A 22,630-nucleotide genomic window follows, 5' to 3' on the forward strand; every position below is an offset into this window, starting at 1 on the left:
TTGTCGCAGGTAGTTCCTGCGGGCAGCACGGGCCCCGTAGAAGCGAGGCTTGCCCGCGATGAGGTCAACCCATCACTCGGTTTCGCCCCTCGGCCTTGGCCTGGTATAGCGCCTTGTCGGCCATCGAACACAGCGCTTTCAGGCTGGACTTCGGCGTGCCTGCCCAGGTGCCGAGGCCAATGCTGATGGTGATCGGCGAGGCACCGTCCTGGATCGGCGGCAGGCGCTCGATCGCCAGGCGAATATGCTCGGCGATACGCCGGGCGCCGGCGTTGTCAGTCTCCGGCAGGACCACGGCGAACTCTTCGCCGCCGTAGCGTGCGGCCAGGTCGCCGGGGCGACGGATATTGTCACTGATCACCCGGGCGACGATGCGCAAGGCTTCATCGCCGAGCGGGTGGCCATAGCGATCGTTGAAGGCCTTGAAGTGATCCACGTCGAGCATCAGCAGCGACAGCGCGCTATGGGAGCGCTGCGCGCGACCCCATTCGCGAGCCAGGGTCTGATCCAGGCTGCGACGGTTGTCGAGGCCGGTGAGGGCATCGGTGGCCGCCAGTTGCGCGAGTTCCTGCTCGGCGCTCTGGCGCCGGCGCAATTCCCGGCACAGCAGCCAGGTCAGCCACAGCAGGCCCAGGCACAGCGCACCGGTGGCGCCGCCAACCACCAGCGCGGTGCGCTGCCAGGAGGCGAATACTTCATTGCTGGAGAGCGCCACGATCACGATCAGCGGCAGGTCCCCGACCTGGGAGAAGGTGTACAGGCGCGGCTGCTGGGTGCTGGACATGCCTTTGAAGCTGCCGTTCCCCTCGCGCAGGATGCGGATGAAATTGGGCCGTTGGCTGAAGTCCTGGCCGATCAGGTTGTCCGCTCGCGGCGGCTCCTGGGCCAACAGGATACCGTCGCGACTGATCAGGTTGACCGAGCTGTCGCGGCCGACATTCAGGCTTTTGAACAACTGGCTGAAGTAGTCCAGGCGCATGGCCGCTTCGGCCACGCCGAGGAATTCTCCACGTTCGTTGGAAACCCGCCGGCTGAAACTGATGCGCCAATCCAGCTCGGGCGGGAGGGCGCGGAACGGTCGGCTGATCAGCATGCCCGGATCGGGGTTATTCACATGAGACTGGAAATACTCCCGATCGGCAAAGTTGCCCTTGCGCGGTTCGACCGAAGCGGAGTCGGCGAGCACATCGCCGTGCGCGTCGAGCAGCAGGATGTTGCCCTTGTAGGGTGCAGCCGTGGCCCGGTCGAACAGCGCCATATGGCGAATGGTCGGCGAGACCTGTTTCAGGTCCTCGTGTTGCGAGGCGCTGATCAGGCCACGCAGGGAGACGTCGTACAGCTCGACGTTGCGCAGCACGTCGGCGTCGATCAATTGCACGATGTTGGAAGCCGCGCGGGTGGCGGCTATTTCGGCGCTGCCGCGTTCGCGAATCAGCAAGAAGGTCACGATGCTCAGGATGGAGATGACCATCAATGAGCTTCCAAGAATCAGCATCCTTTCCGACCGGCTCGAAGTGGTCGTGTTGCGGGGTGTCGCACTACTCACACTCATGGTTCTGGCTTCTGCGTTGTGTACGTTTTCTATAAGGGTGTTTCGGGTGAAGCGAGCAGAGTTGCAGAGACCGATCGCGCCTGCGGGCGCATGTATAAATCGCAGACAAAAAAAAGGCCAGCAAAATGATGCTGGCCTTTTGCGTATTCGCGCTTAGAACACATTGATCGGGTAATCGACGATCACCCGGTATTCGTCGGTGTCGTTGTCCAGCGCGCCATAACCGTTGCCGCCACGGTTGGTGGCCCACTGCAGGCGGACCGCCAGGTCCTTGGCCTGGCCACCCTGCACCACGTACTTGAGGTCGAGGTCGCGTTCCCAGTGCTTGGCGTGCTCGCCGCCGGCGCTGTACCAGTGGGCGTAGCCACGGCTGTGCGGATCGACCTTGGTCAGGTCCAGCTCGCCGCGTGAGTAGGAAAGCGCCGACGTCAGGCCCGGCAGGCCGAGGCCGGCGAAGTCGTAGGCGTACTTGAGTTTCCACGAGCGTTCGTTGGGGCCGTTGAAGTCCGAGTACTGCTGGGAATTGTCCAGGTAGATGCTGTCGCCCTGGTTGATGTAGTCGAACGGAGTGTTGCCGTTCACCCGCTGGTAGGCGGCGGTGAGGCTGTGATGGCCCACGCCCAGGGTGAAATGCAGGCTGTAGGTGTTGTTGTCGATGTCGCCCAGCAGTGCGTCGCCAGTGTCCTGGGTGTGATAGAAGTGCAGGCCCGGGTTCAGGGTCACCAGCTCGTTCAGCGCATAGCTGTAGTCGAGGTCGTAGTAGTACTGGTTCCAGATGTCCTTGAGTTCGGCGGCGTACAGGCTGCTGGTCAGCCCGCTCACGCCGCTCCAGGCCACGCCGGCCCAGTTCAGGTGGCGGCTTTCATCGCCGTCCAGCAGTTTGCCGTAGGCCGTGTCGATACGCTGGCGGCCGCTCTGGTTGTAGAGCTTGGTGAAGCTGGCCTGGCCGCCTTCGAGCAGCCAGCCGTCGAAGCTGTGGTTGCTCAGGCTGACCCCGCGGAAGGTCTGCGGCAGCATGCGGCTCTGGCCGCCGGCGATCACCGGATTGTTGAGGAACAGGTCGCCGGCCTTGAGCTCGGTGTCGAAGGCGCGGATTTTCAGGGTGGCGCCAGCGGTGGAGAACGACGTCGGGGCTTTGCCGTTGCCGTCGCTGATCGGCAGGATGCTCGAGCTGTCGGTACCGCCACCGCCATCGAGTTTCAGGCCGAGCATGGCGTTGGCATCGAGGCCGAAACCGACCGTGCCCGGGGTATAACCCGACTCGAAGATCCCCAGGAAACCCTGGCCCCATTCGATGTTGTCATCGTTCTGCTGGTGGCGGTTGCGATTCATGTAGTAGTTGCGGGCGTTGAGCTTGAGGCTTGCGCCTTCGACGAAGCCTTCGGGGCTGGCCTGATCGGCCGCCTGGGCACAGGGGGCGATAGTTGCAGCCATTGCAATGAACAACGGGCTGAGAGTTGAAGTGACCTTCACCGGTATAAAGCTCCTTGGATGAATGATGACAGTTGTTATTGTCGATTCGGGTGTTTCTTGTTCTGGGTGAAACGAATGAAACAGTCGGTTCTACATGGCAAAAAAAAGCCGCTGTTATCAGCGGCTTTAAGACAACTTACTCCGGGAGGTAGAGCAGAGAAGTTGTCGAGGGAAACGAGTCGGTAGCGGGTATCAGCTGTCTTTCTGAACTTCCGGCTGGCGCTGTTCCGCCGTGATGTTCTGCGGCTGCTCGCTGTTCTGTTGCTTGGCAGCCAGCACTTCCTGGGCTTCCTGGAATGCAGCGGCGCGTGCAGCGTTATGCGCGGCGAAAGTCTGCGATTCTTCGGCCATGGCCATAGGGGCCAAGAACAGGGAGGACAAAACAAAGGCGCTGGCAATACCCATACTGTTGGACATTTCTGAAGACCTTCTTGCAGAGCAAGTTCAAATTAGGTACGACAAAAATATAACTTCAAGGCAGCTGGAAAAAGCGCCGAACAGGATAAGCACTGTTACACCAAAAGCAATAGTTGACACTGCTTCTGCAGGAACCAGGCTTGCCGGCGATGCAGGCAATGCGGCGCATCTGACGTACCGTTATCGCGGGCAAGCCTCGCTCCTACAGGCTTGTGGTGGCCTTGGCTTCTGTAGGAGCCAGGCTTGCCGGCGATAGAGGCAATGCGCTGTGCCTGACGCACCGCTATCGCGAGCAATCGAGCGTCGACCGGCTGCTCCTACAGAGCAGAGGGAGAGTTCAGACCGGAAGGTAGATGCCGAAGGTGTTCATGCCGTCATCGCTGCGCACGAACACGTCGCCGCCGTGCATCAGGGCGATGGCCTTGACGATCGCCAGCCCCAGGCCGTGGTTGGCGCCACTGTTGCTGCGGGAGGCATCGACCCGGTAGAAGCGCTCGAACAGCCGTGGCAGATGCTCGCGGGCGATGGCCTGGCCGGGGTTGCTCACGGCGATGGCCACCTGGTGTTCCTGCACATCGATCTGTACCCGGATCACCTGCCCGGGTTCGGTGTGCTGCACGGCATTGCTCAGCAGGTTGATCAGCGCCCGGCGCAGGTGGGCGATCTCGATCTGCACCTGGGCATCGCCGCGGACCTCGACCTTGACCTGGGCGTCTTCGAGGATGAAGTCCAGGTAGTCCAGGGTCGTGGCTACTTCATTGGCCAGGGAGGTGCTGGTGAGCTTGGTGGCCTTGCTGCCCTGGTCGGCGCTGGCCAGGAACAGCATGTCGTTGATGATCGAGCGCAGCCGCTCCAGCTCTTCGAGATTGGATTGCAGCACCTCGAAATAATGCTCGGCGGAACGCCCGCGGGTCAGCGCCACCTGGGTCTGGCCGATCAGGTTGGTCAGCGGCGAGCGCAGTTCGTGGGCGACGTCGGCATTGAAGGATTCCAGGCGCGAATAGGCCTGTTCCACCCGTTCCAGGGTCGAGTTGAACGAGTTGGCGAACTGCGTCAGCTCCGGCGGCAGCGACGACAGCTGCAAACGCCCGGAAAGCCTCGGCGGGGCCAGGCGCTGGGCTTCTTCGGACAGCCCGATCAAAGGCTTGAGGCCGATGCGCGCCACCCAGTAACCCAGCGCCGAGGCCAGCAGCACGCCGACGATGGCCAGGCTGATCAGGGCAATCAACAGCTGGTGCTGGGTCTCGTAGAAGGTCTCGGTGTCGATGGCGATCAGAAAGCGCAGCGGCGGGCGCAGCTCCTTGGCCGGCAGCTGGCTGACCAGCACTTTCAGCGGATAGGGATGCCCGGGCAGGGTCAGGTCGCGCATGCCCAGCGGGCCCTGGGCGAAGCGGCGGATCTGCGGGTCGGGGTTGCCGTATTCGTAGGCAGGGTCGCCGCTGACCACCCAGAAACGGATGCGCTTGTCTTCTTCGCTGAGCAGCTTGAGCTTGTTGTTGATCTTGGCCCAGTGCTCCGGGTTGCCGAAGCGCGTCAGGGCCGATTCCAGCACGCTGTAGCGCGCGTCCAGTTCGGCTTCGGGCAGCAGGCCCAGGCCCTTGTCCACCTGTTGATAGAGCGCGCCGCCGATCAGCAGGAACACCAGCAGGGCCACCAGGGTGAACAGCCCGCTCAGGCGCAGGGCGATCGAGTTACGAGGCACCGCGGTTCTCCAACACATAACCCATGCCGCGGATGGTGTGCAGCAGTTTCTGTTCGAACGGCCCATCGAGCTTGGCCCGCAGGCGCTTGATCGCCACTTCGACGACGTTGGCGTCGCTGTCGAAATTGATGTCCCAGACCATCTCGGCGATCGCGGTTTTCGACAGGATCTCGCCCTGGCGCCGGGCGAGCACGCTGAGCAGCGAGAACTCCTTGGCGGTCAGGTCCAGGCGCGTGCCGGCGCGGCTGGCCTTGCGACTGATCAGGTCGATCCACAGGTCGGCGATGCTGATCTGCACCGGTTCGTGGCCGCCGCTGCGGCGGGTCAAGGCCTGCAGGCGCGCCACCAGTTCGAGGAAGGAAAAGGGCTTGCCCAGGTAGTCGTCGGCGCCGTCGCGCAGGCCCTTGATCCGATCTTCGACGCGCTCGCGGGCGGTGAGCATGATCACCGGCGTCTGCTTGCGCGCGCGCAGGGCCCGCAGCACACCGAAGCCGTCGATGCCGGGCAGCATCACGTCGAGCACGATCACCGCGTAGTCGCTTTCCAGCGCCAGGTGCAGGCCCTCGACACCGTCGCGCGCGAGGTCCACGGTGTAGCCTTGTTCAGTCAGGCCGCGGTGCAGATAGTCCGCGGTTTTCTCTTCGTCTTCGATAATCAGAACGCGCATGACCCCGCCTCAGGATGTGCTTGCCAGCGCTGGCGCTGGTGTGGGCCGATGGAATAGCCGCTCGAGCCACAAGTATATGACCGGAGTGGTGAACAGCGTCAGCGCCTGGCTCACCAGCAGGCCACCGACTACGGCGATCCCCAGTGGCTGGCGCAGCTCCGCGCCGGCGCCATAACCGAGCATCAGCGGCAGGGCGCCGAGCAAAGCGGCGAGGGTGGTCATGATGATCGGCCGGAAACGCGTGATACAGGCCTGGTAGATCGCTTCCTGCGGCGGCAGCCCGCCCTGGCGCTGGGCTTCGAGGGCGAAGTCGATCATCAGGATGCCGTTTTTCTTGACGATGCCGATCAGCAGCACCAGGCCGATCAGGGCCATGATCGAGAAGTCCTGGCCCAGCAGCCAGAGCATGATCAGCGCGCCAAGGCCGGCTGAGGGCAGGGTGGAAATGATAGTCAGCGGGTGGACGAAGCTCTCGTAGAGCACGCCGAGGATGATGTACACCGCCACCAGCGCCGCGAGGATCAGCCACGGCTGGCTGGCCAGGGAACTCTGGAAGGCCTGGGCCGCGCCCTGGAAGTTGCCGGCGATGGAGGCGGGCATGCCGATCTGGTTTTTCGCCTGCTCGAGCATGATCACCGCGTCGCCCAGGGCCACGCCGGGCGCCAGGTTGAACGACAGGTTGGCGGCCGGGAACATGCCGTCGTGGGCGATGGACAGCGGGCCGACGGTGGGCGGATCGACCTTGGCCAGCGCCGACAGCGGCACCATCTCGCCACTCAGGGGCGAGCGCAGGTAGAAGTAATTCAGGCTTTCGGCCTTGCCGCGCTGCCTGGCGTCCAGTTCGAGGATCACGTTGTACTGGTTGGTCTCGGTCTGGAACTCGTTGACCTGGCGCTGGCCGAAGGCGTCGTAGAGCGCTTCGTCGACATCGGTGGCGGTCAGGCCGAAACGCGCCGCGGCGCTGCGGTCGATGCTGATATGGGTGATGCTGCCGCCCAGTTGCAGGTCATTGGACAGGTCGCGAAAGGCCGGGTTGGCCCGCAGTTTCTCCGTCAGGCGCTGGGTCCAGGTATTCAGCGTCGGCCCGTCGTTGCTCTTGAGCACGTACTGGTACTGGCTGCGGCTCGGCCCGGAGCTGAGATTGATGTCCTGGCCGGCCCGCAGGTACAGGACGATGCCCGGGATCTTGGCCAATTGCGGGCGAATGCGGTCGATGAACTGGCTGGCGGAAACGTCCCGCTGGCCGCGGTCCTTGAGGGCGATCCAGAAGCGGCCGTTGGCGATGGTCTGGTTGTTGCCGGTGACGCCGACCGAGTGGGAGAAGGTTTCCACCGCCGGGTCGGCGCCGAGGATCTTCGCCAGGGCCAGGTGTTTTGCCACCATGTCCGGGTAGGAGATGTCGGCCGCCGCTTCGCTGGTGCCCAGCACGAAGCCGGTGTCCTGCACCGGGAAGAAACCCTTGGGAATGAACACATAGCCGGCGATGGCCAAGCCCAGGGTCAGGCCGAACAGGCCGAGCATCAGCCGCTGATGGTCCAGCGCCCGGCGCAGCCCACGCTCGTAGAGCGCCAGCAGGCGTTCGCCGAAGCCCGGGCGATCGTTGGGATGATGAGTCGGGGCGCGCATGAACAGCGCCGCCAGGGTCGGCGCCAGGGTCAGCGACACCACCACGGAAATCAGGATGGTCGAGGTGGCGGTCAGGGCGAATTCCTTGAACAGCCGCCCGACCACGCCACCCATGAACAGCAGAGGGATGAACGCGGCAATCAGCGAGAAGCTGATGGACACCACGGTGAAGCCGATTTCCCCGGCGCCCTTGATCGCCGCCTCGCGCATGCCGTCGCCGGCCTCCAGATGGCGATGGATGTTCTCCACCACGACAATCGCGTCGTCGACCACGAAACCCACCGAGATCACGATCGCCACCAGGGTCAGGTTGTTCAGGCTGAAGCCCATCACGTACATCAGCGCGAAGCTGGCCACCAGCGACACGCCGAGCACGCTGGAGACGATCAGCGTCGCCGACAGCTGGCGCAGGAACAGCGCCATCACCGCCACCACCAGCAACACCGCGATCAGCAGGGTGATTTCCACTTCGTGCAAGGACGCGCGGATGGTCTTGGTGCGGTCCGAAAGCACAGTCACGTCCACCGAAGCCGGCAGCATGGCCTCCAGGCGCGGCAACTCGCTTTGGATGCGGTCCACGGTGTCGACGATGTTGGCCCCCGGCTGGCGGAAGATCACCAGGTTGAGCCCCGGCTGGTCGTTGGACCAGGCCTGCACGTAGGCGTTTTCCGGGCCGCTGATGACCCGGGCGACATCCTTGAGCTGCACCGGCGCGCCGTTCTTGTAGGAGACGATCAACTGGCCGTAGTCATCGGGATGGAACAGCTGGTCGTTGGTCGACAGGGTCGAGATGCTCGACTCGCCATACAGCGCACCCTTGGCCAGGTTGAGGCTGGCCTGCTGCAGGGCGACGCGGATATCGGCCAGGGTCAGGCCGATCGCCGCCAGCCGGTCGGGCGAGGCCTGGACGCGGATCGCCGGGCGTTGCTGGCCGGTGATGTTGATCAGGCCGACGCCGTCGATCTGGCTGATCTGTCGGGCCAGGAGGGTTTCCACGTAGTCGCTGAGCTCGGTGCCGGGCATCTGCGTGGAGCTGATGCTGAGGATCAGCACCGGGCTGTCCGCCGGGTTGACCTTGCGCCAGGTGGGCAGGCTCGGCATGTCGTTGGGCAGCTTGCCCGAGGCGGTGTTGATCGCCGCCTGCACTTCCTGGGCGGCGGTGTCGATGCTCTTGTCGAGGGTGAACTGCAGGGTCAGGATGGTCGAGCCCAGGGCGCTGCTGGAGGTCATCTGGGTCATGCCGGGGATGGCGCTGAACTGTACCTCCAGCGGCGTGGCCACCGAAGAGGCCATGGTTTCCGGGCTGGCGCCGGGCAATTGCGCGGAGACCTGGATGGTCGGGAATTCGGCTTCCGGCAGGGGGGCGATGGGCAGCCGGGGAAAGGCGATGGCGCCCAGCAGCACCAGGGCGAAAGTCAGCAGCAGGGTGGCGACCGGATGATCGACGCACCAGGCGGAGATCGAGCCGTGGCCCTTCATGGCTGCGGCTCCGTGTTCGCGGCCTGGATCTGTTGCGGCGGTTCGCTGAGCACCTCGATGTGCGAGCCGGCCTTGAGCCGCGACTGGCCGTCACTCACCAGCAGGTCGCCGGCCTGCACACCCTTGATGATGTTCTGGCCGCTGTCCTGATAGACCATCTGCACCGGGACGATTTCCACCTTGTCATCCTTGACCCGATACACGAAGTGCTTGTCCAGGCCGCGCTGCACCACGCTGGGCGGCACCACCAGGGCGGCTTTTTCCACGGTGGTGCGGATCTTGATGGTCACCAACTGGCCGGGCCAGAGCTTTTGCCCGGGATTGTTGAATTCGGCCTTGGCGCGGATGGTCCCGGTATTGGTGTCGATCTGGTTGTCGATCAGGCTCAGGTGACCTTCACCCAGGCGCTCGCCGGTGGCGGAGTCGGTATCGGCGCCCAGGTAGGCGTCCACCGTGGCCGGGTGTTCGGCGACCAGCAGCCCCTGCAAGGTCGGCAGCATCTGTTGCGGCAAGGAAAACTCGACCGCGATCGGGTCGATCTGGGTCACCGAGAACAGGCCCTGGGTATCGCTGGTGCGCAGGAAATTGCCTTCGTCCACGGTGCGGATGCCGACGCGGCCGGACACCGGCGAGCGGATCTGGGTATAGGACAGCTGCACTTGCGCCGCATCGATGGCGGCCTGGTTGCCCTGGGCGCTGGCCCTGAGCTGGTTGACCAGCGCTTGCTGCTGGTCGTAGGTCTGCTGGGACACGCCGTCATCCACCGACAGCAGCTTGTAGCGCTTGAGGTTGACCTGGGCCACCTGCAGTTGCGCCTGGTTTTCCGCCAGTTGCGCCCGGGCCTGGTCGAGACTGGCGCGGATCGAGCGGTCGTCGATGGTCGCCAACAGGTCGCCGGCCTTGACCAGTTGGCCTTCCTTGACCAGCAGCCTGGTGAGGATGCCGTCCACCTGGGGCCGGATCACCACGCTGTGCAGCGACAGCACCGAACCGATGCCACTGACATACCGCGGCACATCCTGCCGGGCGACGCTGATCACTCGCACCGGCACGGCAGTCGGCGCTGCCAGTTTGGTGCTGGGCGGCTTGAGCAGGTGCCACAGGCCTGCGGTGGCGAGAACGGCGAGCCCGCCTGCGAGCACAAGGGTTGTTTTTCGATTACGCATGGACGCCAGCGCCGGGGGGCAGGTGGGACGGGAGGATGGCCAGTATCGATGGCCCCTTTATAGCCGCCCGACCCGGTCAGCAACGTGACGCCTGCCTGACAGCGCTGTCAGCAAAGGCCGACCGATGACCCTGGCCCATGCCGGTCGCGGCAGGTCAAAGACCCGCAACCTGGGTATACTGCCGGCCCTCGCGGCCCGCTTGCCCGGGCCCGGCCTTTGCTTTTCACCCCGGAGCTTCCATGACTACCCCAGCACAACCGCCTGTGTCCGACGCTCCCAGCGCCGACCAGGTCGATGACGCCAACGCGCCTGGCGAAGGCAAGCCGGCGATCGCGCCGTTCAAGTTTCCGTTCAAGCCGTCCGAGTTCGCCCAGGCCAAGAATGCCCAGCAACCCTGGTACAAGAACGGCGCCACCAACGGCCACACCAAGACCCCGGGCGCGGCGCCACCCGGCACCCGTCGCTCGATGGGCAAGCGCTGAACCTGAGCTTTTGTAGCCGCTGCCGCAGGCTGCGATAAGACCGTAGGCCTTCGACAATCTTGAGGTCTTGCGCTCTCTTCGGGCGCGATTGTCCGAACGCGGCCCGAGCCTGCGGCCGCGGCTACAGGTCAGGCCGCGCGCAGGGAAATGAAGGCGTAGGTGAGTGGCGCCTCGGTCACCACCTGGGCGCCGGCCTCCTGCACCTGCCCGGCAATGTCCGCGCCGGAGACATGGAACAGCCACTCGCTGGCCGGCGCGGCCAGCGGTTGCGCCTGGACCTGCTCGATGGCTTCGGCCAGGGCAGCCATGTCCGGCAGGTAGGCGGTAAAGCCATCGCCCTTGAGGGCGGTGGTGTGAATCCCCAGCAGTTGGCAGATGGCTTGTTTGCTGTGGATATCGTCGCGGTCGGCCTGGCGTGAACGCTGGATCAGTTCGGCCAGTTCCCGGTCCACCAGTTCACCGCCGACAATCAGCTGCGGGCCTTTTTCCCAGGACTCGGGCGGGCAATCCTTGATCGCCGGGTTGAGCGGGATGTGCGGATTGATTTCCATCGGGTAGATGCGGCACACCAGTGGCCGGCGCTCATAGATCCGGCACAGCTGGTCTTCGTCAAGATTCCGGCAGGGGCCGACGTTGTAGGCGGCGAAAGTGATTGCCACGTGGGCCTGGGCTGTGCCGCTGGGCACCACGCAGGAACGCCGTTCGGCGTGTTCGCGCTGCTGGGCCGGCAGCCCCAGGCCATTGCTCAGGAACCCCTCCGCCAGCACGATCACCTGGCCGCCATCCAGCGCCCACTGGCGGGCTTCGCCGAGGGTCAGGGGGACGTGGTGATCGTTGCAGCACTTGCCGCAGCCTACGCAGGAAAAACGAGTATTCATTGAGCCGACAGCCATAGTCGAAAGGTGGAAGCGGCGACGGAATGACTCACATCGCCCTCTAAATAGCGCTCTCGAAGCAAGTTATGCGCCAGTCACCGGCCCTTGGCCTCGAGGGCGGGGCGGATCGAATCCCATTCGGTGACATGGGCGCTCTTGCGCTGCTTGTCGTACAGGCACAGTTCCATGCCGGTCTGGCCCTTCATGTGTTTTTGCGGGTACTGGCCCTGAAGCAGCAAGGCGCTGTAGCCAACCCGGTCGTCGAACTGCGCGGCATTGCCCAGCACTTTGACATTCTTCAGCTGGCTGGCCTTGGTGCAACTGGCCCGCACCTGCTTGTCGAATGTCGCCCAGGCATCCGGGCTGGAGGCCTGGGCCTGGCTGGCGAGGAGGGCGGTCAGGCAGGCGAGGCTCAGAGACAGGGCTTTCATGGCGGGGCGTTCCTTCGTTCGCGGGTATGCGCAGGAGTATGCCTGAGGCGCGGGCGATGAAAGATCTGTAGCCGCTGCCGCAGGCTGCGATCGGCCGGAACGGCCGCGGCGATCTTGAAATCGCTGAAGGTCCTGCGGACCTTATCGCAGCCTGCGGCAGCGGCTACAGGTTACAGCGGCGTCTGGGGAACCTGCTCGCGGCGGATCGTGACCATGCCGACGCTGTCATACAGCCCGCGGGCTCGCTGGTTGTCTTCCAGCACCCGCAGGTCGACAAAGGCCTCGCGGCGCTGGCGGAAGACCTCGAAGGCCTGCAGCAGCAAGGCCCGCCCCAGGCCCTGGCGGCGGGCCCGCGGATACACCACCAGATCCTTGATATAGGCGCTGGTCCAGCACTGGATCACCCCGACGACGCCCTCGGCATCCTGGGCCACCAGGCACAGTTGCGGGTCGTATTCGGCGTCGCTTTCGAAACGTTGACGCCAGCTGTCCAGCTCCGGCACGCGCCCGCCGCCGTCCTGGTAGCCAAGGTGCATCAGGCCATGCACCGCTTCGGCCAGTTCCGGCCGATAGCTGTCGAGGCTGAAGGCGGCCGGCCAGCTGGCGGGAGCCGGTTGCCCGGTCAGGTCGCGGCGCATCAGCAGGCAGTAGTCGTCGGCCATGGCTCAGGCGCTCTGGGCGGCGACGTGACGGGCCGCTTCGATCAGGCAGCGGGTCAGGTCCGGCGAGGAGAACTTGGTCAGCACCGCGTTGGCGCCGGCCAGGCGGGCCTTTTCCGCGTTCATGGCGCTGTCCAGCGAGGTATGCAGCAAGACGTAGAGGTGGGCGAAGTCCGGGGTCTCGCGCAGGGTGCGGGTCAGGGCATAGCCGTCCATCTCCGACATCTCGATGTCCGAGACGATCAGGTTGATTTCCTGGGCGGTGCCTTGCAGGTCCAGCAGGCAGTCGATGGCCTCCTTGGCGCTGCGCGCGGTGTGGCATTGCAGGCCGAGGTTGCGCAGGGTATGCACCGACTGCTGCAGGGCCACCTGGCTGTCGTCGACCACCAGGATCCGCGCGTTACCCAGCAGTTCGGCGTCTTCCATGCTCAGTTCGGTCGGCGCGGTTTCGATCTGCGCCGGGGCGATGCCGTGGATGACTTTCTCGATGTCCAGCACCTGCACCAGGGTGCCGTCGACCTGGGTGACCCCGGTGATATAGGACTTGACCCCGCCGGAGCCATAGGGCGGCGGACGGATATCGGTGGTCAGGCAATGCACGATCTTGCTCACCGCCTGCACATGCAGGCCCTGCTTGGAGCGGCTGACGTCGGTGACGATCAGGCAGCCGCCCTCCGGGTCTTCCAGCGGCCGTTCGCCGATGGCCCGGCTCAAGTCGATGACCGACAGCGAATTACCGCGCAGGGTGGCGATGCCTTTCACGTGCGGGTGCGATTCCGGCAGTTTGGTCAGCGGCGGGCAGGGAATGATTTCACTGACTTTGAGCAGGTTGATTGCCATCAGCTTGCCGCTGCGCAAGGTGAACAGCAGAAGCGAAAGGGAATCTGCGCGGGCTTTGTTGGAAGACATAAAAACCTTCTGTGGAAAAAGGTGGTTCGCGCAATAGGTCGCGAACAGCTAGCGATAACGGGTTATCGACGTGTAGAGGGCTGGCTTTAGCGGCTTTGTCGGTTTGCGGATCAACGCACGCGGTATTACGACAATTGTAGGAGCGAGCTTGCTCGCGATAGGCCGAAGGTCGCTTGTGAGTTCGCTATCGCATCGCGAGCAAGCTCGCTCCTACAAGGTTCGCACTCTTTATTTCAGTCCCAGGCGCTTGGCCATGCGCCCCAGGTTGGCGCGGTCCAGGCCCAGCTCGCGGGCGGCGCTGGCCCAGTTGTGCTGGTGACGCTCAAGGCAGGCGCTGATCAGCTGGCGCTGGTAGTTTTCGGTGGCCTGGCGCAGATCGCCACTGCCGGGAATCTCGGCCATGGCTGCCGGGGCGGGCTGGGGCGCGATCGGTGCCGAGGCGTCCGGCAGGTCCAGGTCGGCGGCGCTCAGGCTGAGGATCTTCGGCCGTTCGCGGCAGCTACCCAGGGCCTTGAGGGCGCTGCGGCCGATCAGGTGTTCCAGCTCGCGCACGTTGCCCGGCCAGGCGTAGGCCAGCAGCGCCGCCTGGGCATCGCTGGTCAGGCGCAGGCTGCCCAGGCCCATGCGCGAGCGATTCTGTTCGAGGAAGTAGCCGCTGAGCAGCAACACATCGCGGCCGCGGTCGCGCAGGGCCGGCACCAGCAGCGGGTAGACGCTGAGGCGGTGATAGAAGTCCGCGCGATAGCGGCCGCTGCGCACTTCTTCGGCCAGGTCGCGGTTGGTGGCGGCGATCAGCCGCACGTCGACCTGATGCTCCTGGTCCGACCCCAGGCGTTGCAGCTGGCCGCTTTGCAGCACGCGCAGCAGCTTGGCCTGGACGGTCAGCGACAACTCGCCCACTTCGTCGAGAAACAGCGTGCCGCCATTGGCCAGCTCGAATTTGCCGCGGCGGTCGTTGGTGGCGCCGGTGAAGGCGCCGCGTACATGGCCGAACAGTTCGCTTTCCACCAGGGTGTCGGGCAGGGCGGCGCAGTTGAGGCTGATCAGCGGCTTGTCGGCCCGGGGCGAGGCGGCATGGATGGCCTGGGCCACCAGTTCCTTGCCAACCCCGGTTTCGCCGGTGATCAGCACCGTCAGGTCGCTGCCGCCGACCAGGCCGATTTCCTCCAGCAGGCGTTTGTGCGCCTTGCTCTGGCCGATCATTTCGCGGTTCTGGCCGCTGGCCTGGCGATAGACCTCGGCGCGCTGGTGTTCGTCTTCGGCGCGCAGGGCCAGGCGCTCGATGCGCTCGGCGGCGTTGACGGTAGCCGCCGCCAGGCTGGCGAAGGCCTGCAGGGCATCCAGTTCGATCGGCTCGAAGCGCTGCGGGTCGAGGGCATCCAGGGTCAGCAGGCCCCAGGGGCGTTCGTCGATAAACAGCGGGCAGCCCATGCAGTCGTGGACTTCCAGGTGTTCATGCAGGCCATCCACCAGGCCGTCGTAAGGGTCCGGCAAGTCGCTGTCGCTGGCGAAGCGGGTAGGGCCGGGATGGCTGAGCAGGGCGGCGAAACGCGGGTGTTCGCTGACCTTGAAACGCCGGCCCAGGGTGTCGGTGCTCAGGCCGTCCACTGCCAGCGGCACCAGCCATTCGCCATCCAGGCGCAGCAGCGCGGCGGCGTCGCAGGGCAGCAGGGCGCGCATGGCTTCCAGCAGGCGGCGGTAGCGCTCGCCTTCGGGCAGTTCGCGGGACAGGTCGGAGACCAGGGGCAACAAGGCGGTGAGCAGGGACTTTGCGGTCATAATGACTCCGTATGGTCTTAATGACTATAAATGCCGGTGTGTCGATATGACTACAGTTATTTTAAGATATTGATTTATATGGTTTTTATTGTTGGCACGAAAACTGATTGGTAAAGGGCAACCTGCAAGTAGTCAGAAAGCTCAGGAGTTGTACTTATGCTTAGCGTCGAAGATCGTGCCATCATCAAATCCACCGTTCCGCTGCTGGAAAGCGGTGGCGAAGCCCTGATCACCCACTTCTACCGGATGATGCTCTCCGAGTATCCGCAAGTGCGCCCGCTGTTCAACCAGGCGCACCAGGCCAGCGGCGACCAGCCACGGGCCCTGGCCAACGGCGTATTGATGTACGCCCGGCACATCGACCAGCTCGACCAGTTGGGCGACCTGGTGGCGAAGATCATCAACAAGCACGTGGCCCTGCAGATCCTGCCGGAGCATTACCCGATCGTCGGCAGCTGCCTGCTGCGCGCCATTTCCGAAGTGCTGGGCGAAGAGATCGCCACGCCGGCGGTGATGAACGCCTGGGGCGCGGCCTATAACCAGTTGGCGGATATCCTGATCGGTGCCGAAGGCGCGATCTACGACCAGAAGGCCCAGGCCCCGGGCGGCTGGCGCGGCGCGCGGGAATTCAAGCTGGTCCGCCGGGAGCAGGAGAGCGCGGAAATCACCTCGTTCTATTTCGAGCCTGTGGATAACGGCCCGATTCTCGCCGCCGAGCCGGGTCAGTACATCGGCATGCAACTGTTCCTCGATGGCGAGGAAATCCGCCGCAACTACTCGCTGTCGGCCCTGTCCGACGCCGACCAGTACCGCATCAGCGTCAAGCGCGAAGCCGGTGGCCGCGCTTCCAACTATTTGCACGACCAGATGCAGGTTGGCGCCAGCATCCAGCTGTTCCCGCCGGCGGGCGAATTCACCCTGGCGGACAGCGACAAGCCGCTGGTGCTGATCAGCGGTGGCGTCGGCATCACTCCGACCCTGCCGATGCTCGAGGCCGCCCTGGCCAGCCAGCGTCCGGTGCACTTTATCCACTGCGCGCGCAACGGCGGGGTGCATGCGTTCCGCGATTGGGTCGACGGTCTGGCCGCGCGTCATCCGCAACTCAAGCGCTTCTACTGCTACGCCGAAGACGACGGCGTCAGCCCGGCGGCGGACAAGGTCGGCCTGCTGAGCCAGGAACAACTGGCCGCATGGTTGCCGCAGGAGCGTGACCTGGACGCCTACTTCCTTGGCCCGAAAGCCTTCATGGCGGCGATCAAGCGCCACCTCAAGGCCCTGGGCGTACCGGAAAAGCAAAGCCGCTACGAGTTCTTCGGCCCGGCCGCGGCCCTGGAGTAACCCCCATCGGCCAGCCTCCGCCCGGAGGCTGGCCTCTTTGTAGCCGCTGGCGCAGCCTGCGATCGAGCGCGCAGCGCTCGCAACACTATCCCCCCGAGTACACCAGGCAAACCGCGAGCTCAGGCTGACGGTCGCTGCGCAACCGGTCGCAGGCTGCGCCAGCGGCTACAGGCCGCACTCGTAAAAATCCTTTAAAGGTTAATCCGTTCTTAACCTGTTTATCGTTAATTCCCCGATGCTGATGATAGGCGCTCGTTCGCACTGATCAGGATCATCCCATGCAACTCTCAGCCATTCCCCGCATCACCCTGGCCGCAACCTTGCTCGCCAGTCCCCTGGTTTTCGCCGAGCCGGCCTTGCTCCAGGCGCAAACCCTGGTCGTCGACCAGAGCCTGCCCAAGGCCCAGCGCGAGGCCATGGAACTGGCCGCGCGGCGCTACGGCAGTTTCTGGAACAGCGGCGATGAAAGCCTGGCCAAGGCTGCGCTGGCGGAGAACTTCGTCGATATGACGCCGCCTGCAGGGCGGGTCCAGGGCCCGACCGGGCCGCTGCTGGCGTCGCGCTTCTTTCGTACGGCGGTGCCGGACTTGAGCGCACAAATCGAGCAGATGATCGTGGCCGGGGACCGGGTGGTGCTGCACCTGCATTTTCGCGGGCACTTCAGCGGGACCTTCAATGCACTCAAAGGTCATGGTCAGCGTGTAGACTTCCGGGCAACCGACATTTATCAGATCGCCGATGGCCGGATCACGGCCAATTGGCATATCGAAGACAACCTCAGCCTGATGCAGCAGTTGCAAGCGCTGCCATCGGGTTGAGCCACAGACAGAAAGGAATTGAGGATGACTGACGACACACTGCGCTTGGGGCGCGAGCGACGTTTTCTGGTGTTGCTGGGGGTGATCTGCCTGGCGCTGATCGGCGGCGCGCTGTACATGCAGGTGGTGCTGGGCGAGGCGCCTTGCCCGCTGTGCATCCTGCAGCGCTACGCGTTTCTGCTGATCGCGATTTTCGCCTTCATCGGCGCGGCCATGCGCAGCCGTCGCAGTCTCACGGTGCTGGAAGCGTTGGTCATGCTCAGCGCGCTGTTCGGCGCGGCGGTGGCGGGGCATCACGTCTACACCCAGGCCCATCCTGCGGTCAGTTGCGGCATCGATGTGCTGCAGCCGATCGTCGACAGCCTGCCGTTGGCGACCGTCTTCCCGCTGGGGTTCCAGGTCGATGGCTTCTGCTCCACGCCGTACCCGCCGGTGCTGGGCCTGTCCCTGGCGCAGTGGGCGCTGGTGGCCTTTGTGCTGACCCTGGTGCTGGTGCCGCTGGGCATCATTCGTAACCGTCGCCAAAGCGCCTGACCCGGCGTAAAAAGCCCCGCTCCCGATGTTCGGGGCCGGGGCATTTTTGCGTGTAGGACAATGTGCGAAAGGGGCGTGATATGGGGCAATCGGACGTGCGATAAACGTGCGACATGTTGTCACATGGAGGGTGTCGCACCTGTGTTTGCGCAGATGACAGTACGCCGTTTTTTTTGTGTCAGAAACGGAAAAAGTCTGTCAGTTCGTGTTGGCGCAGTGAGCGGCAAAACAAACATAGCCGGCTATCTAAATAAATCGTTTCAGCCCTCGTTTTACAAGGGATAGCGCGATGCCATCGGTGGATTTTGCACGAGTGAAAGGCCCCTTTTTCGAGCTGGCTGGAAGGCGTTTTTGGGGCTTTTTATTGCGAATGAATCTCGATATGATCGCGACCCGTTGCAATAATCGCCACGCATTGTTGCGCGAACCGATAAAAATTATTTCGGGATAAGACATGGTTTATAAAACGCTACATATCTACAATCGCCCGCACTGAATTTCCGGCGCTGCTCACCCTGAGCTTACGGCGGCGGTCGAGGGGCGTTGGACGCTCCATGCGACCCCAGGTGTCGGCACCTTCCAAATATCCGCACCAAATGGAATTGGTCTGTAACAAGGCCTTTGACCACGAATTCGAATAAGAACTCACTGCTAGCCCAGGATTTGTCAAACAGCGCGTAACGCGCCGGGCAGGCCCTTATTCAATCGAAGAAAAAATGCCAACCCTTGGCACGGTGAAGTGTTGGCCATCAAAACCCAACTGCATTGCGCAAGCTGCTTTAGAGGTCGTGAGATGAGTAAAAACAGGTACCCCCGATTACTAGGCTTTTTGCCGCTGCTTGGCATGATGTTAATGCTGGGAGGCTGCAAGTGGACCTTGCTCGACCCGAAAGGACAGGTCGGTCTGGATGAGCGAAACCTGATCATCACCGCTACCTTGCTGATGCTGCTGGTCGTGATCCCGGTGATCGTGATGACCTTCGCGTTCGCCTGGAAATACCGCGCGTCCAACACCAACGCGACCTACGCGCCCAAGTGGTCGCACTCCACCAAGATCGAAATCGCGGTGTGGCTGGTCCCGATCCTCATCATCATTGCCCTGGGTTATGTGACCTACAAGTCCACCCACGCGCTGGACCCGTATCGTCCGCTGGAATCCGACGCCAAGCCGATCAACATCGAAGTGGTCGCGCTGGACTGGAAGTGGCTGTTCATCTACCCGGACCAGGGTATCGCCACGGTTAACCAAATCCGGTTCCCGGAGCACACTCCGCTGAACTTCAAGATCACCTCCGACGCTGTGATGAACTCGTTCTTCATCCCTGCCCTGGGCGGCCAGATCTACGCGATGGCAGGCATGCAGACCAAGCTGCACCTGATCGCCAACCAGAAAGCTGAAATGGAAGGCATCTCCGCTAACTACAGCGGCGCTGGCTTCACCGGCATGAAATTCAAAGCGATCTCGACGAGCCAGGAAGATTTCGACGCCTGGGTAGCCGAAGTCAAGGCCGCACCTAAACAGCTTGATCAAGCTGAATACGAAGCCCTTGCCAAGCCAAGCCAGAACAACCCTGTCGCGCTGTACTCCTCGTACACGCCGGACCTGTTTCAGAAAATCGTCGACAAGTATGAAGGCATGAAACCAGGCAAGCCGGTCAAGCACGAGAAGAAAGAAGTGGCCGCTGTGGAAGGGACTGACATGAGCTCGCATTCAGCTGCTGGGGCAGAGGAGTAAACGATGTTTGGTAAATTAAGTCTGGACGCGATACCGTTCCACGAGCCGATTGTCATGGTGACCGTTGCCATGATCATCCTCGGTGGTCTGGCGCTTGTCGCGGGTATCACGTACTTCAAGAAGTGGTCCTACCTGTGGACCGAATGGCTGACTTCGGTCGACCACAAGAAAATCGGCGTGATGTACATCATCGTCGCCATGGTCATGCTCCTGCGCGGCTTCGCCGACGCGATCATGATGCGTACCCAGCTGGCCATGGCCACCGAGGGTTCGCCGGGCTACCTGCCTCCTGAACACTATGACCAGATCTTCACCGCCCACGGTGTGATCATGATCATCTTCATGGCGATGCCATTCTTCACCGGCCTGATGAACCTCGCAGTGCCGCTGCAGATCGGCGCGCGTGACGTTGCCTATCCGTTCCTCAACTCCCTGAGCTTCTGGCTGCTGGTTTCCGGCGTCGTGCTGATCAACCTGTCCCTGGGCGTCGGCGAATTCGCCAAGACCGGCTGGGTTGCGTATCCGCCGCTGTCGGGCCTGCAATACAGTCCGGGCGTGGGTGTCGACTACTACATCTGGGCGCTACAGCTATCCGGGCTAGGGACGACGCTAACGGGGGTCAACTTCCTGGCCACCGTGCTGAAAATGCGTACCCCGGGCATGAAGATGATGGACATGCCGATCTTCACCTGGACCTGCACCTGGGCCAACGTACTGATCGTCGCTTCGTTCCCGATCCTGACCGCTACTCTGGCACTGCTGACGCTTGACCGTTACATGGATTTCCACATTTTCACCAATGAACTTGGTGGCAATCCAATGATGTACGTGAACCTGTTCTGGGCTTGGGGTCACCCTGAGGTGTACATCCTGATCCTGCCGGCGTTCGGTATCTTCTCCGAAGTCATCTCGACCTTCTCGGGCAAGCGCCTGTTCGGCCACCACTCGATGATCTACGCTTCCGGCGCGATCTCGGTACTGGGCTTCATGGTCTGGCTGCACCACTTCTTCACCATGGGTTCGGGTGCCAGCGTCAACGCCTTCTTCGGCCTAGCGACCATGCTGATTTCCATCCCGACGGGTGTGAAGCTATTTAACTGGCTGTTCACCATCTACCACGGCCGTCTGCGTATCACCAGCCAGGTCCTGTGGACCCTGGGCTTCATGGTGACCTTCGCCATCGGCGGCATGACCGGCGTACTGCTGGCCATCCCGGGTGCCGACTTCGTCCTGCACAACAGCCTGTTCGTGATCGCGCACTTCCACAACGTGATCATCGGTGGTGCTGTATTCGGCTACATCGCTGGTTTCAGCTTCTACTTCCCGAAAGCGTTCGGCTTCAAGCTGCACGAAGGCTGGGGCAAGGCTGCATTCTGGTTCTGGATCTCGGGCTTCTTCGTCGCCTTCATGCCGCTCTATGCACTGGGCTTCATGGGCATGACCCGTCGCCTGAACGCCACGACCAACCCTGAGTGGGTGCCGTACCTGTACGTCGCCATGTTCGGTGCGGTGATGATCGCCATCGGTATCGCCTGCCAGCTGATCCAGCTGTACGTCAGCGTGCGTGATCGCAAGCAGAACCAGTGTGTTTCCGGCGACCCATGGAATGCCCACACCCTGGAATGGTCGACTTCGTCGCCACCACCGTTCTACAACTTCGCCGTACTGCCGAAGGCCAATGGAATCGACCCGTTCACCGAAGCCAAGGAAAACGGTACCGCGTACCAGAAGCCTGCTCGCTACGAACCGATCCACATGCCGAACAACACCGCCACCGGCCTGGTGATGGGTGCTCTGTTGACCGTCTTCGGTTTCGCGATGATCTGGCACATCTGGTGGCTGGCGATCGCTAGCCTGGCCGGTACCGTGATCTATTTCGTGATCCACGCGGCTCGCGATGATCAAGGCTACATGGTGCCGGTCGACGTGATCGAACGCATCGAAGCCGAGCAGCACGCTCGCCTGGTAGCCGAGAAGAAGATTCCGGCCAACCGTGTAGAAACCTCGTTGGAACAGGCTTAAACCATGTCGAACTTAGTGACCAATGCTGGACACACCCATGTCGATGACCATGGGCACGATGACCATCACCACGACTCGGGCGAGATGACCGTATACGGTTTCTGGCTCTACCTGATGACCGACTGCATTCTGTTTGCGTCGATCTTCGCGGTGTACGCGGTACTGGTAAACAACGTAGCGGGTGGCCCGTCGGGCCACGACATCTTCGAACTGCCTTACGTGCTCGGCGAAACCGCCTTGCTGCTGTTCAGTTCGATCACCTACGGCTTCGCCATGCTGGCGTTCTTCCGGGGTAACAAGAAGCAGGTCCTGGGCTGGCTGGCCCTGACCTTCCTGTTCGGCCTGGGCTTCATCGGCATGGAGATCAACGAGTTCCACCTGCTGATCTCCGAAGGCTACGGCCCTAGCCGCAGCGGCTTCCTGTCCGGGTTCTTCACCCTGGTCGGTACCCACGGTCTGCACGTGACCGCTGGCCTGATCTGGATGGCGATCATGATGTATCAGGTCAACAAGCACGGCCTGACCGCAACCAACAAGACCCGCCTGAGCTGCCTGAGCCTGTTCTGGCACTTCCTGGACGTGGTCTGGATCTGCGTCTTCACCGTTGTTTACCTGATGGGGACTATGTAATGGCTAATGCACACTCCCATGACAGCCATGATGCTGGCCACGGCAGCGTAAAGTCGTACGCCATCGGCTTCATCCTGTCGGTGATCCTGACGATCATCCCGTTCGGCCTGGTGATGTACCCGACCCTGCCGAAATCCATCACCCTGATGATCGTGCTCGCCTTCGCGGTGATCCAGGTCCTGGTTCACCTGGTGTACTTCCTGCACCTGGACCGCTCCGAGGCCCAGCGTAACAACGTGATCGCGTTCGTCTTCGCTGCGCTGGTGATCGTCCTGCTGGTTGGTCTGTCGTTGTGGATCATGTTCAGCATCCACACCTACATGATGGCGAAGTGAG

At 62.9% G+C, this 22,630-nt stretch carries 20 protein-coding genes; 8 read left to right on the forward strand and 12 right to left on the reverse strand.

What is annotated here, in order from left to right; all coding sequences use genetic code 11:
• Positions 1–64: 64 nt before the first annotated feature.
• The 7 genes from J4D28_RS09925 to J4D28_RS09955 all read right to left on the reverse strand — a co-directional run bounded on the left by J4D28_RS09925 (position 65) and on the right by J4D28_RS09955 (position 10,082).
• Positions 65–1,552 carry a diguanylate cyclase gene (locus J4D28_RS09925; RefSeq protein WP_103331084.1) on the reverse strand — a complete coding sequence of 496 codons (1,488 nt, stop codon included), beginning with the start codon at positions 1,550–1,552 and terminating at the stop codon, positions 65–67.
• 153 nt (positions 1,553–1,705) lie between these two features.
• The gene (locus J4D28_RS09930; RefSeq protein WP_051673204.1) at positions 1,706–2,986 is read right to left on the reverse strand and encodes an OprD family porin; all 1,281 of its coding nucleotides are present in this window, start codon (positions 2,984–2,986) and stop codon (positions 1,706–1,708) included.
• Between the two features lie 231 nt (positions 2,987–3,217).
• On the reverse strand, positions 3,218–3,442 hold the full coding sequence (locus tag J4D28_RS09935) for a hypothetical protein (protein WP_016703533.1): 225 nt from the start codon (positions 3,440–3,442) through the stop codon (positions 3,218–3,220).
• Between the two features lie 337 nt (positions 3,443–3,779).
• On the reverse strand, positions 3,780–5,144 hold the full coding sequence (locus J4D28_RS09940; RefSeq protein WP_103331083.1) for a heavy metal sensor histidine kinase: 1,365 nt from the start codon (positions 5,142–5,144) through the stop codon (positions 3,780–3,782).
• Entirely contained in the window at positions 5,134–5,811 is a 678-nt protein-coding gene (locus J4D28_RS09945) for a heavy metal response regulator transcription factor (protein WP_009050709.1), read from the reverse strand. The genes J4D28_RS09940 and J4D28_RS09945 overlap by 11 nt, the downstream gene beginning before the upstream one ends.
• Before the next feature lie 9 nt (positions 5,812–5,820).
• Positions 5,821–8,916, reverse strand: a complete 3,096-nt coding sequence (locus J4D28_RS09950; protein WP_103331082.1) for a multidrug efflux RND transporter permease subunit — start codon at positions 8,914–8,916, stop codon at positions 5,821–5,823.
• The gene (locus J4D28_RS09955) at positions 8,913–10,082 is read right to left on the reverse strand and encodes an efflux RND transporter periplasmic adaptor subunit (RefSeq protein WP_103331081.1); all 1,170 of its coding nucleotides are present in this window, start codon (positions 10,080–10,082) and stop codon (positions 8,913–8,915) included. The genes J4D28_RS09950 and J4D28_RS09955 overlap by 4 nt, the downstream gene beginning before the upstream one ends.
• Before the next feature lie 239 nt (positions 10,083–10,321).
• On the opposite strand from J4D28_RS09955, the gene J4D28_RS09960 reads away from it, so the two are divergent.
• Positions 10,322–10,564, forward strand: a complete 243-nt coding sequence (locus J4D28_RS09960) for a hypothetical protein (RefSeq protein ID WP_009050706.1) — start codon at positions 10,322–10,324, stop codon at positions 10,562–10,564.
• Between the two features lie 128 nt (positions 10,565–10,692).
• Here the strand turns inward: J4D28_RS09960 and J4D28_RS09965 are convergent, their stop codons facing one another.
• The 5 genes from J4D28_RS09965 to norR all read right to left on the reverse strand — a co-directional run bounded on the left by J4D28_RS09965 (position 10,693) and on the right by norR (position 15,217).
• Positions 10,693–11,442, reverse strand: coding sequence for a YkgJ family cysteine cluster protein (locus J4D28_RS09965; protein WP_009050705.1), 750 nt, complete (start codon positions 11,440–11,442; stop codon positions 10,693–10,695).
• Positions 11,443–11,534: 92 nt separating this feature from the next.
• A complete protein-coding gene (locus J4D28_RS09970) occupies positions 11,535–11,870 on the reverse strand; it encodes a hypothetical protein (protein WP_016703527.1) in 336 nt (111 codons plus the stop codon).
• A gap of 170 nt (positions 11,871–12,040) precedes the next feature.
• Positions 12,041–12,532 (reverse strand): N-acetyltransferase, encoded by a 492-nt coding sequence (locus J4D28_RS09975; protein WP_103331080.1) that lies wholly within the window; start codon positions 12,530–12,532, stop codon positions 12,041–12,043.
• 3 nt (positions 12,533–12,535) lie between these two features.
• Positions 12,536–13,438: a chemotaxis protein CheV gene (locus J4D28_RS09980; RefSeq protein ID WP_009050702.1), complete on the reverse strand. Its 903-nt coding sequence runs from the start codon at positions 13,436–13,438 to the stop codon at positions 12,536–12,538.
• 228 nt (positions 13,439–13,666) lie between these two features.
• Positions 13,667–15,217: a nitric oxide reductase transcriptional regulator NorR gene (norR, locus tag J4D28_RS09985; protein ID WP_103331079.1), complete on the reverse strand. Its 1,551-nt coding sequence runs from the start codon at positions 15,215–15,217 to the stop codon at positions 13,667–13,669.
• 156 nt (positions 15,218–15,373) lie between these two features.
• Here norR and hmpA point away from each other — a divergent pair, with 156 nt between their 5' ends.
• The 7 genes from hmpA to cyoD all read left to right on the forward strand — a co-directional run bounded on the left by hmpA (position 15,374) and on the right by cyoD (position 22,629).
• Positions 15,374–16,555 carry an NO-inducible flavohemoprotein gene (hmpA, locus tag J4D28_RS09990; protein WP_103331078.1) on the forward strand — a complete coding sequence of 394 codons (1,182 nt, stop codon included), beginning with the start codon at positions 15,374–15,376 and terminating at the stop codon, positions 16,553–16,555.
• A 278-nt stretch (positions 16,556–16,833) separates the two neighbouring features.
• Positions 16,834–17,373 carry an ester cyclase gene (locus J4D28_RS09995; protein WP_103331701.1) on the forward strand — a complete coding sequence of 180 codons (540 nt, stop codon included), beginning with the start codon at positions 16,834–16,836 and terminating at the stop codon, positions 17,371–17,373.
• 24 nt (positions 17,374–17,397) lie between these two features.
• The gene (locus tag J4D28_RS10000; protein ID WP_009045493.1) at positions 17,398–17,907 is read left to right on the forward strand and encodes a disulfide bond formation protein B; all 510 of its coding nucleotides are present in this window, start codon (positions 17,398–17,400) and stop codon (positions 17,905–17,907) included.
• Between the two features lie 793 nt (positions 17,908–18,700).
• The gene (gene cyoA / locus J4D28_RS10005; protein ID WP_009050698.1) at positions 18,701–19,642 is read left to right on the forward strand and encodes a ubiquinol oxidase subunit II; all 942 of its coding nucleotides are present in this window, start codon (positions 18,701–18,703) and stop codon (positions 19,640–19,642) included.
• Positions 19,643–19,645: 3 nt separating this feature from the next.
• A complete protein-coding gene (gene cyoB / locus J4D28_RS10010; protein WP_009045490.1) occupies positions 19,646–21,664 on the forward strand; it encodes a cytochrome o ubiquinol oxidase subunit I in 2,019 nt (672 codons plus the stop codon).
• A gap of 3 nt (positions 21,665–21,667) precedes the next feature.
• Positions 21,668–22,294, forward strand: a complete 627-nt coding sequence (locus J4D28_RS10015; RefSeq protein ID WP_007929702.1) for a cytochrome o ubiquinol oxidase subunit III — start codon at positions 21,668–21,670, stop codon at positions 22,292–22,294.
• The gene (gene cyoD / locus J4D28_RS10020) at positions 22,294–22,629 is read left to right on the forward strand and encodes a cytochrome o ubiquinol oxidase subunit IV (protein WP_007929704.1); all 336 of its coding nucleotides are present in this window, start codon (positions 22,294–22,296) and stop codon (positions 22,627–22,629) included. Before J4D28_RS10015 ends, cyoD begins: the two co-directional genes overlap by 1 nt.
• Position 22,630: the final 1 nt, after the last annotated feature.

This window comes from Pseudomonas sp. GW531-T4, from assembly GCF_017349615.1.
GTDB lineage: Bacteria > Pseudomonadota > Gammaproteobacteria > Pseudomonadales > Pseudomonadaceae > Aquipseudomonas > Aquipseudomonas chlororaphis_I.

Bases quoted from the DNA above. Each gene is read 5' to 3' on its own strand.
- J4D28_RS09925 (WP_103331084.1), bottom strand. From the start codon at position 1,552: ATGAGTGTGAGTAGTGCGACACCCCGCAACACGACCACTTCGAGCCGG.
- J4D28_RS09930 (WP_051673204.1), bottom strand. From the start codon at position 2,986: ATGGCTGCAACTATCGCCCCCTGTGCCCAGGCGGCCGATCAGGCCAGC.
- J4D28_RS09935 (WP_016703533.1), bottom strand. From the start codon at position 3,442: ATGTCCAACAGTATGGGTATTGCCAGCGCCTTTGTTTTGTCCTCCCTG.
- J4D28_RS09945 (WP_009050709.1), bottom strand. From the start codon at position 5,811: ATGCGCGTTCTGATTATCGAAGACGAAGAGAAAACCGCGGACTATCTG.
- J4D28_RS09950 (WP_103331082.1), bottom strand. From the start codon at position 8,916: ATGAAGGGCCACGGCTCGATCTCCGCCTGGTGCGTCGATCATCCGGTC.
- J4D28_RS09955 (WP_103331081.1), bottom strand. From the start codon at position 10,082: ATGCGTAATCGAAAAACAACCCTTGTGCTCGCAGGCGGGCTCGCCGTT.
- J4D28_RS09960 (WP_009050706.1), top strand. From the start codon at position 10,322: ATGACTACCCCAGCACAACCGCCTGTGTCCGACGCTCCCAGCGCCGAC.
- J4D28_RS09965 (WP_009050705.1), bottom strand. From the start codon at position 11,442: ATGAATACTCGTTTTTCCTGCGTAGGCTGCGGCAAGTGCTGCAACGAT.
- J4D28_RS09970 (WP_016703527.1), bottom strand. From the start codon at position 11,870: ATGAAAGCCCTGTCTCTGAGCCTCGCCTGCCTGACCGCCCTCCTCGCC.
- J4D28_RS09975 (WP_103331080.1), bottom strand. From the start codon at position 12,532: ATGGCCGACGACTACTGCCTGCTGATGCGCCGCGACCTGACCGGGCAA.
- J4D28_RS09980 (WP_009050702.1), bottom strand. From the start codon at position 13,438: ATGTCTTCCAACAAAGCCCGCGCAGATTCCCTTTCGCTTCTGCTGTTC.
- norR (WP_103331079.1), bottom strand. From the start codon at position 15,217: ATGACCGCAAAGTCCCTGCTCACCGCCTTGTTGCCCCTGGTCTCCGAC.
- hmpA (WP_103331078.1), top strand. From the start codon at position 15,374: ATGCTTAGCGTCGAAGATCGTGCCATCATCAAATCCACCGTTCCGCTG.
- J4D28_RS09995 (WP_103331701.1), top strand. From the start codon at position 16,834: ATGCAACTCTCAGCCATTCCCCGCATCACCCTGGCCGCAACCTTGCTC.
- J4D28_RS10000 (WP_009045493.1), top strand. From the start codon at position 17,398: ATGACTGACGACACACTGCGCTTGGGGCGCGAGCGACGTTTTCTGGTG.
- cyoA (WP_009050698.1), top strand. From the start codon at position 18,701: ATGAGTAAAAACAGGTACCCCCGATTACTAGGCTTTTTGCCGCTGCTT.
- cyoB (WP_009045490.1), top strand. From the start codon at position 19,646: ATGTTTGGTAAATTAAGTCTGGACGCGATACCGTTCCACGAGCCGATT.
- J4D28_RS10015 (WP_007929702.1), top strand. From the start codon at position 21,668: ATGTCGAACTTAGTGACCAATGCTGGACACACCCATGTCGATGACCAT.
- cyoD (WP_007929704.1), top strand. From the start codon at position 22,294: ATGGCTAATGCACACTCCCATGACAGCCATGATGCTGGCCACGGCAGC.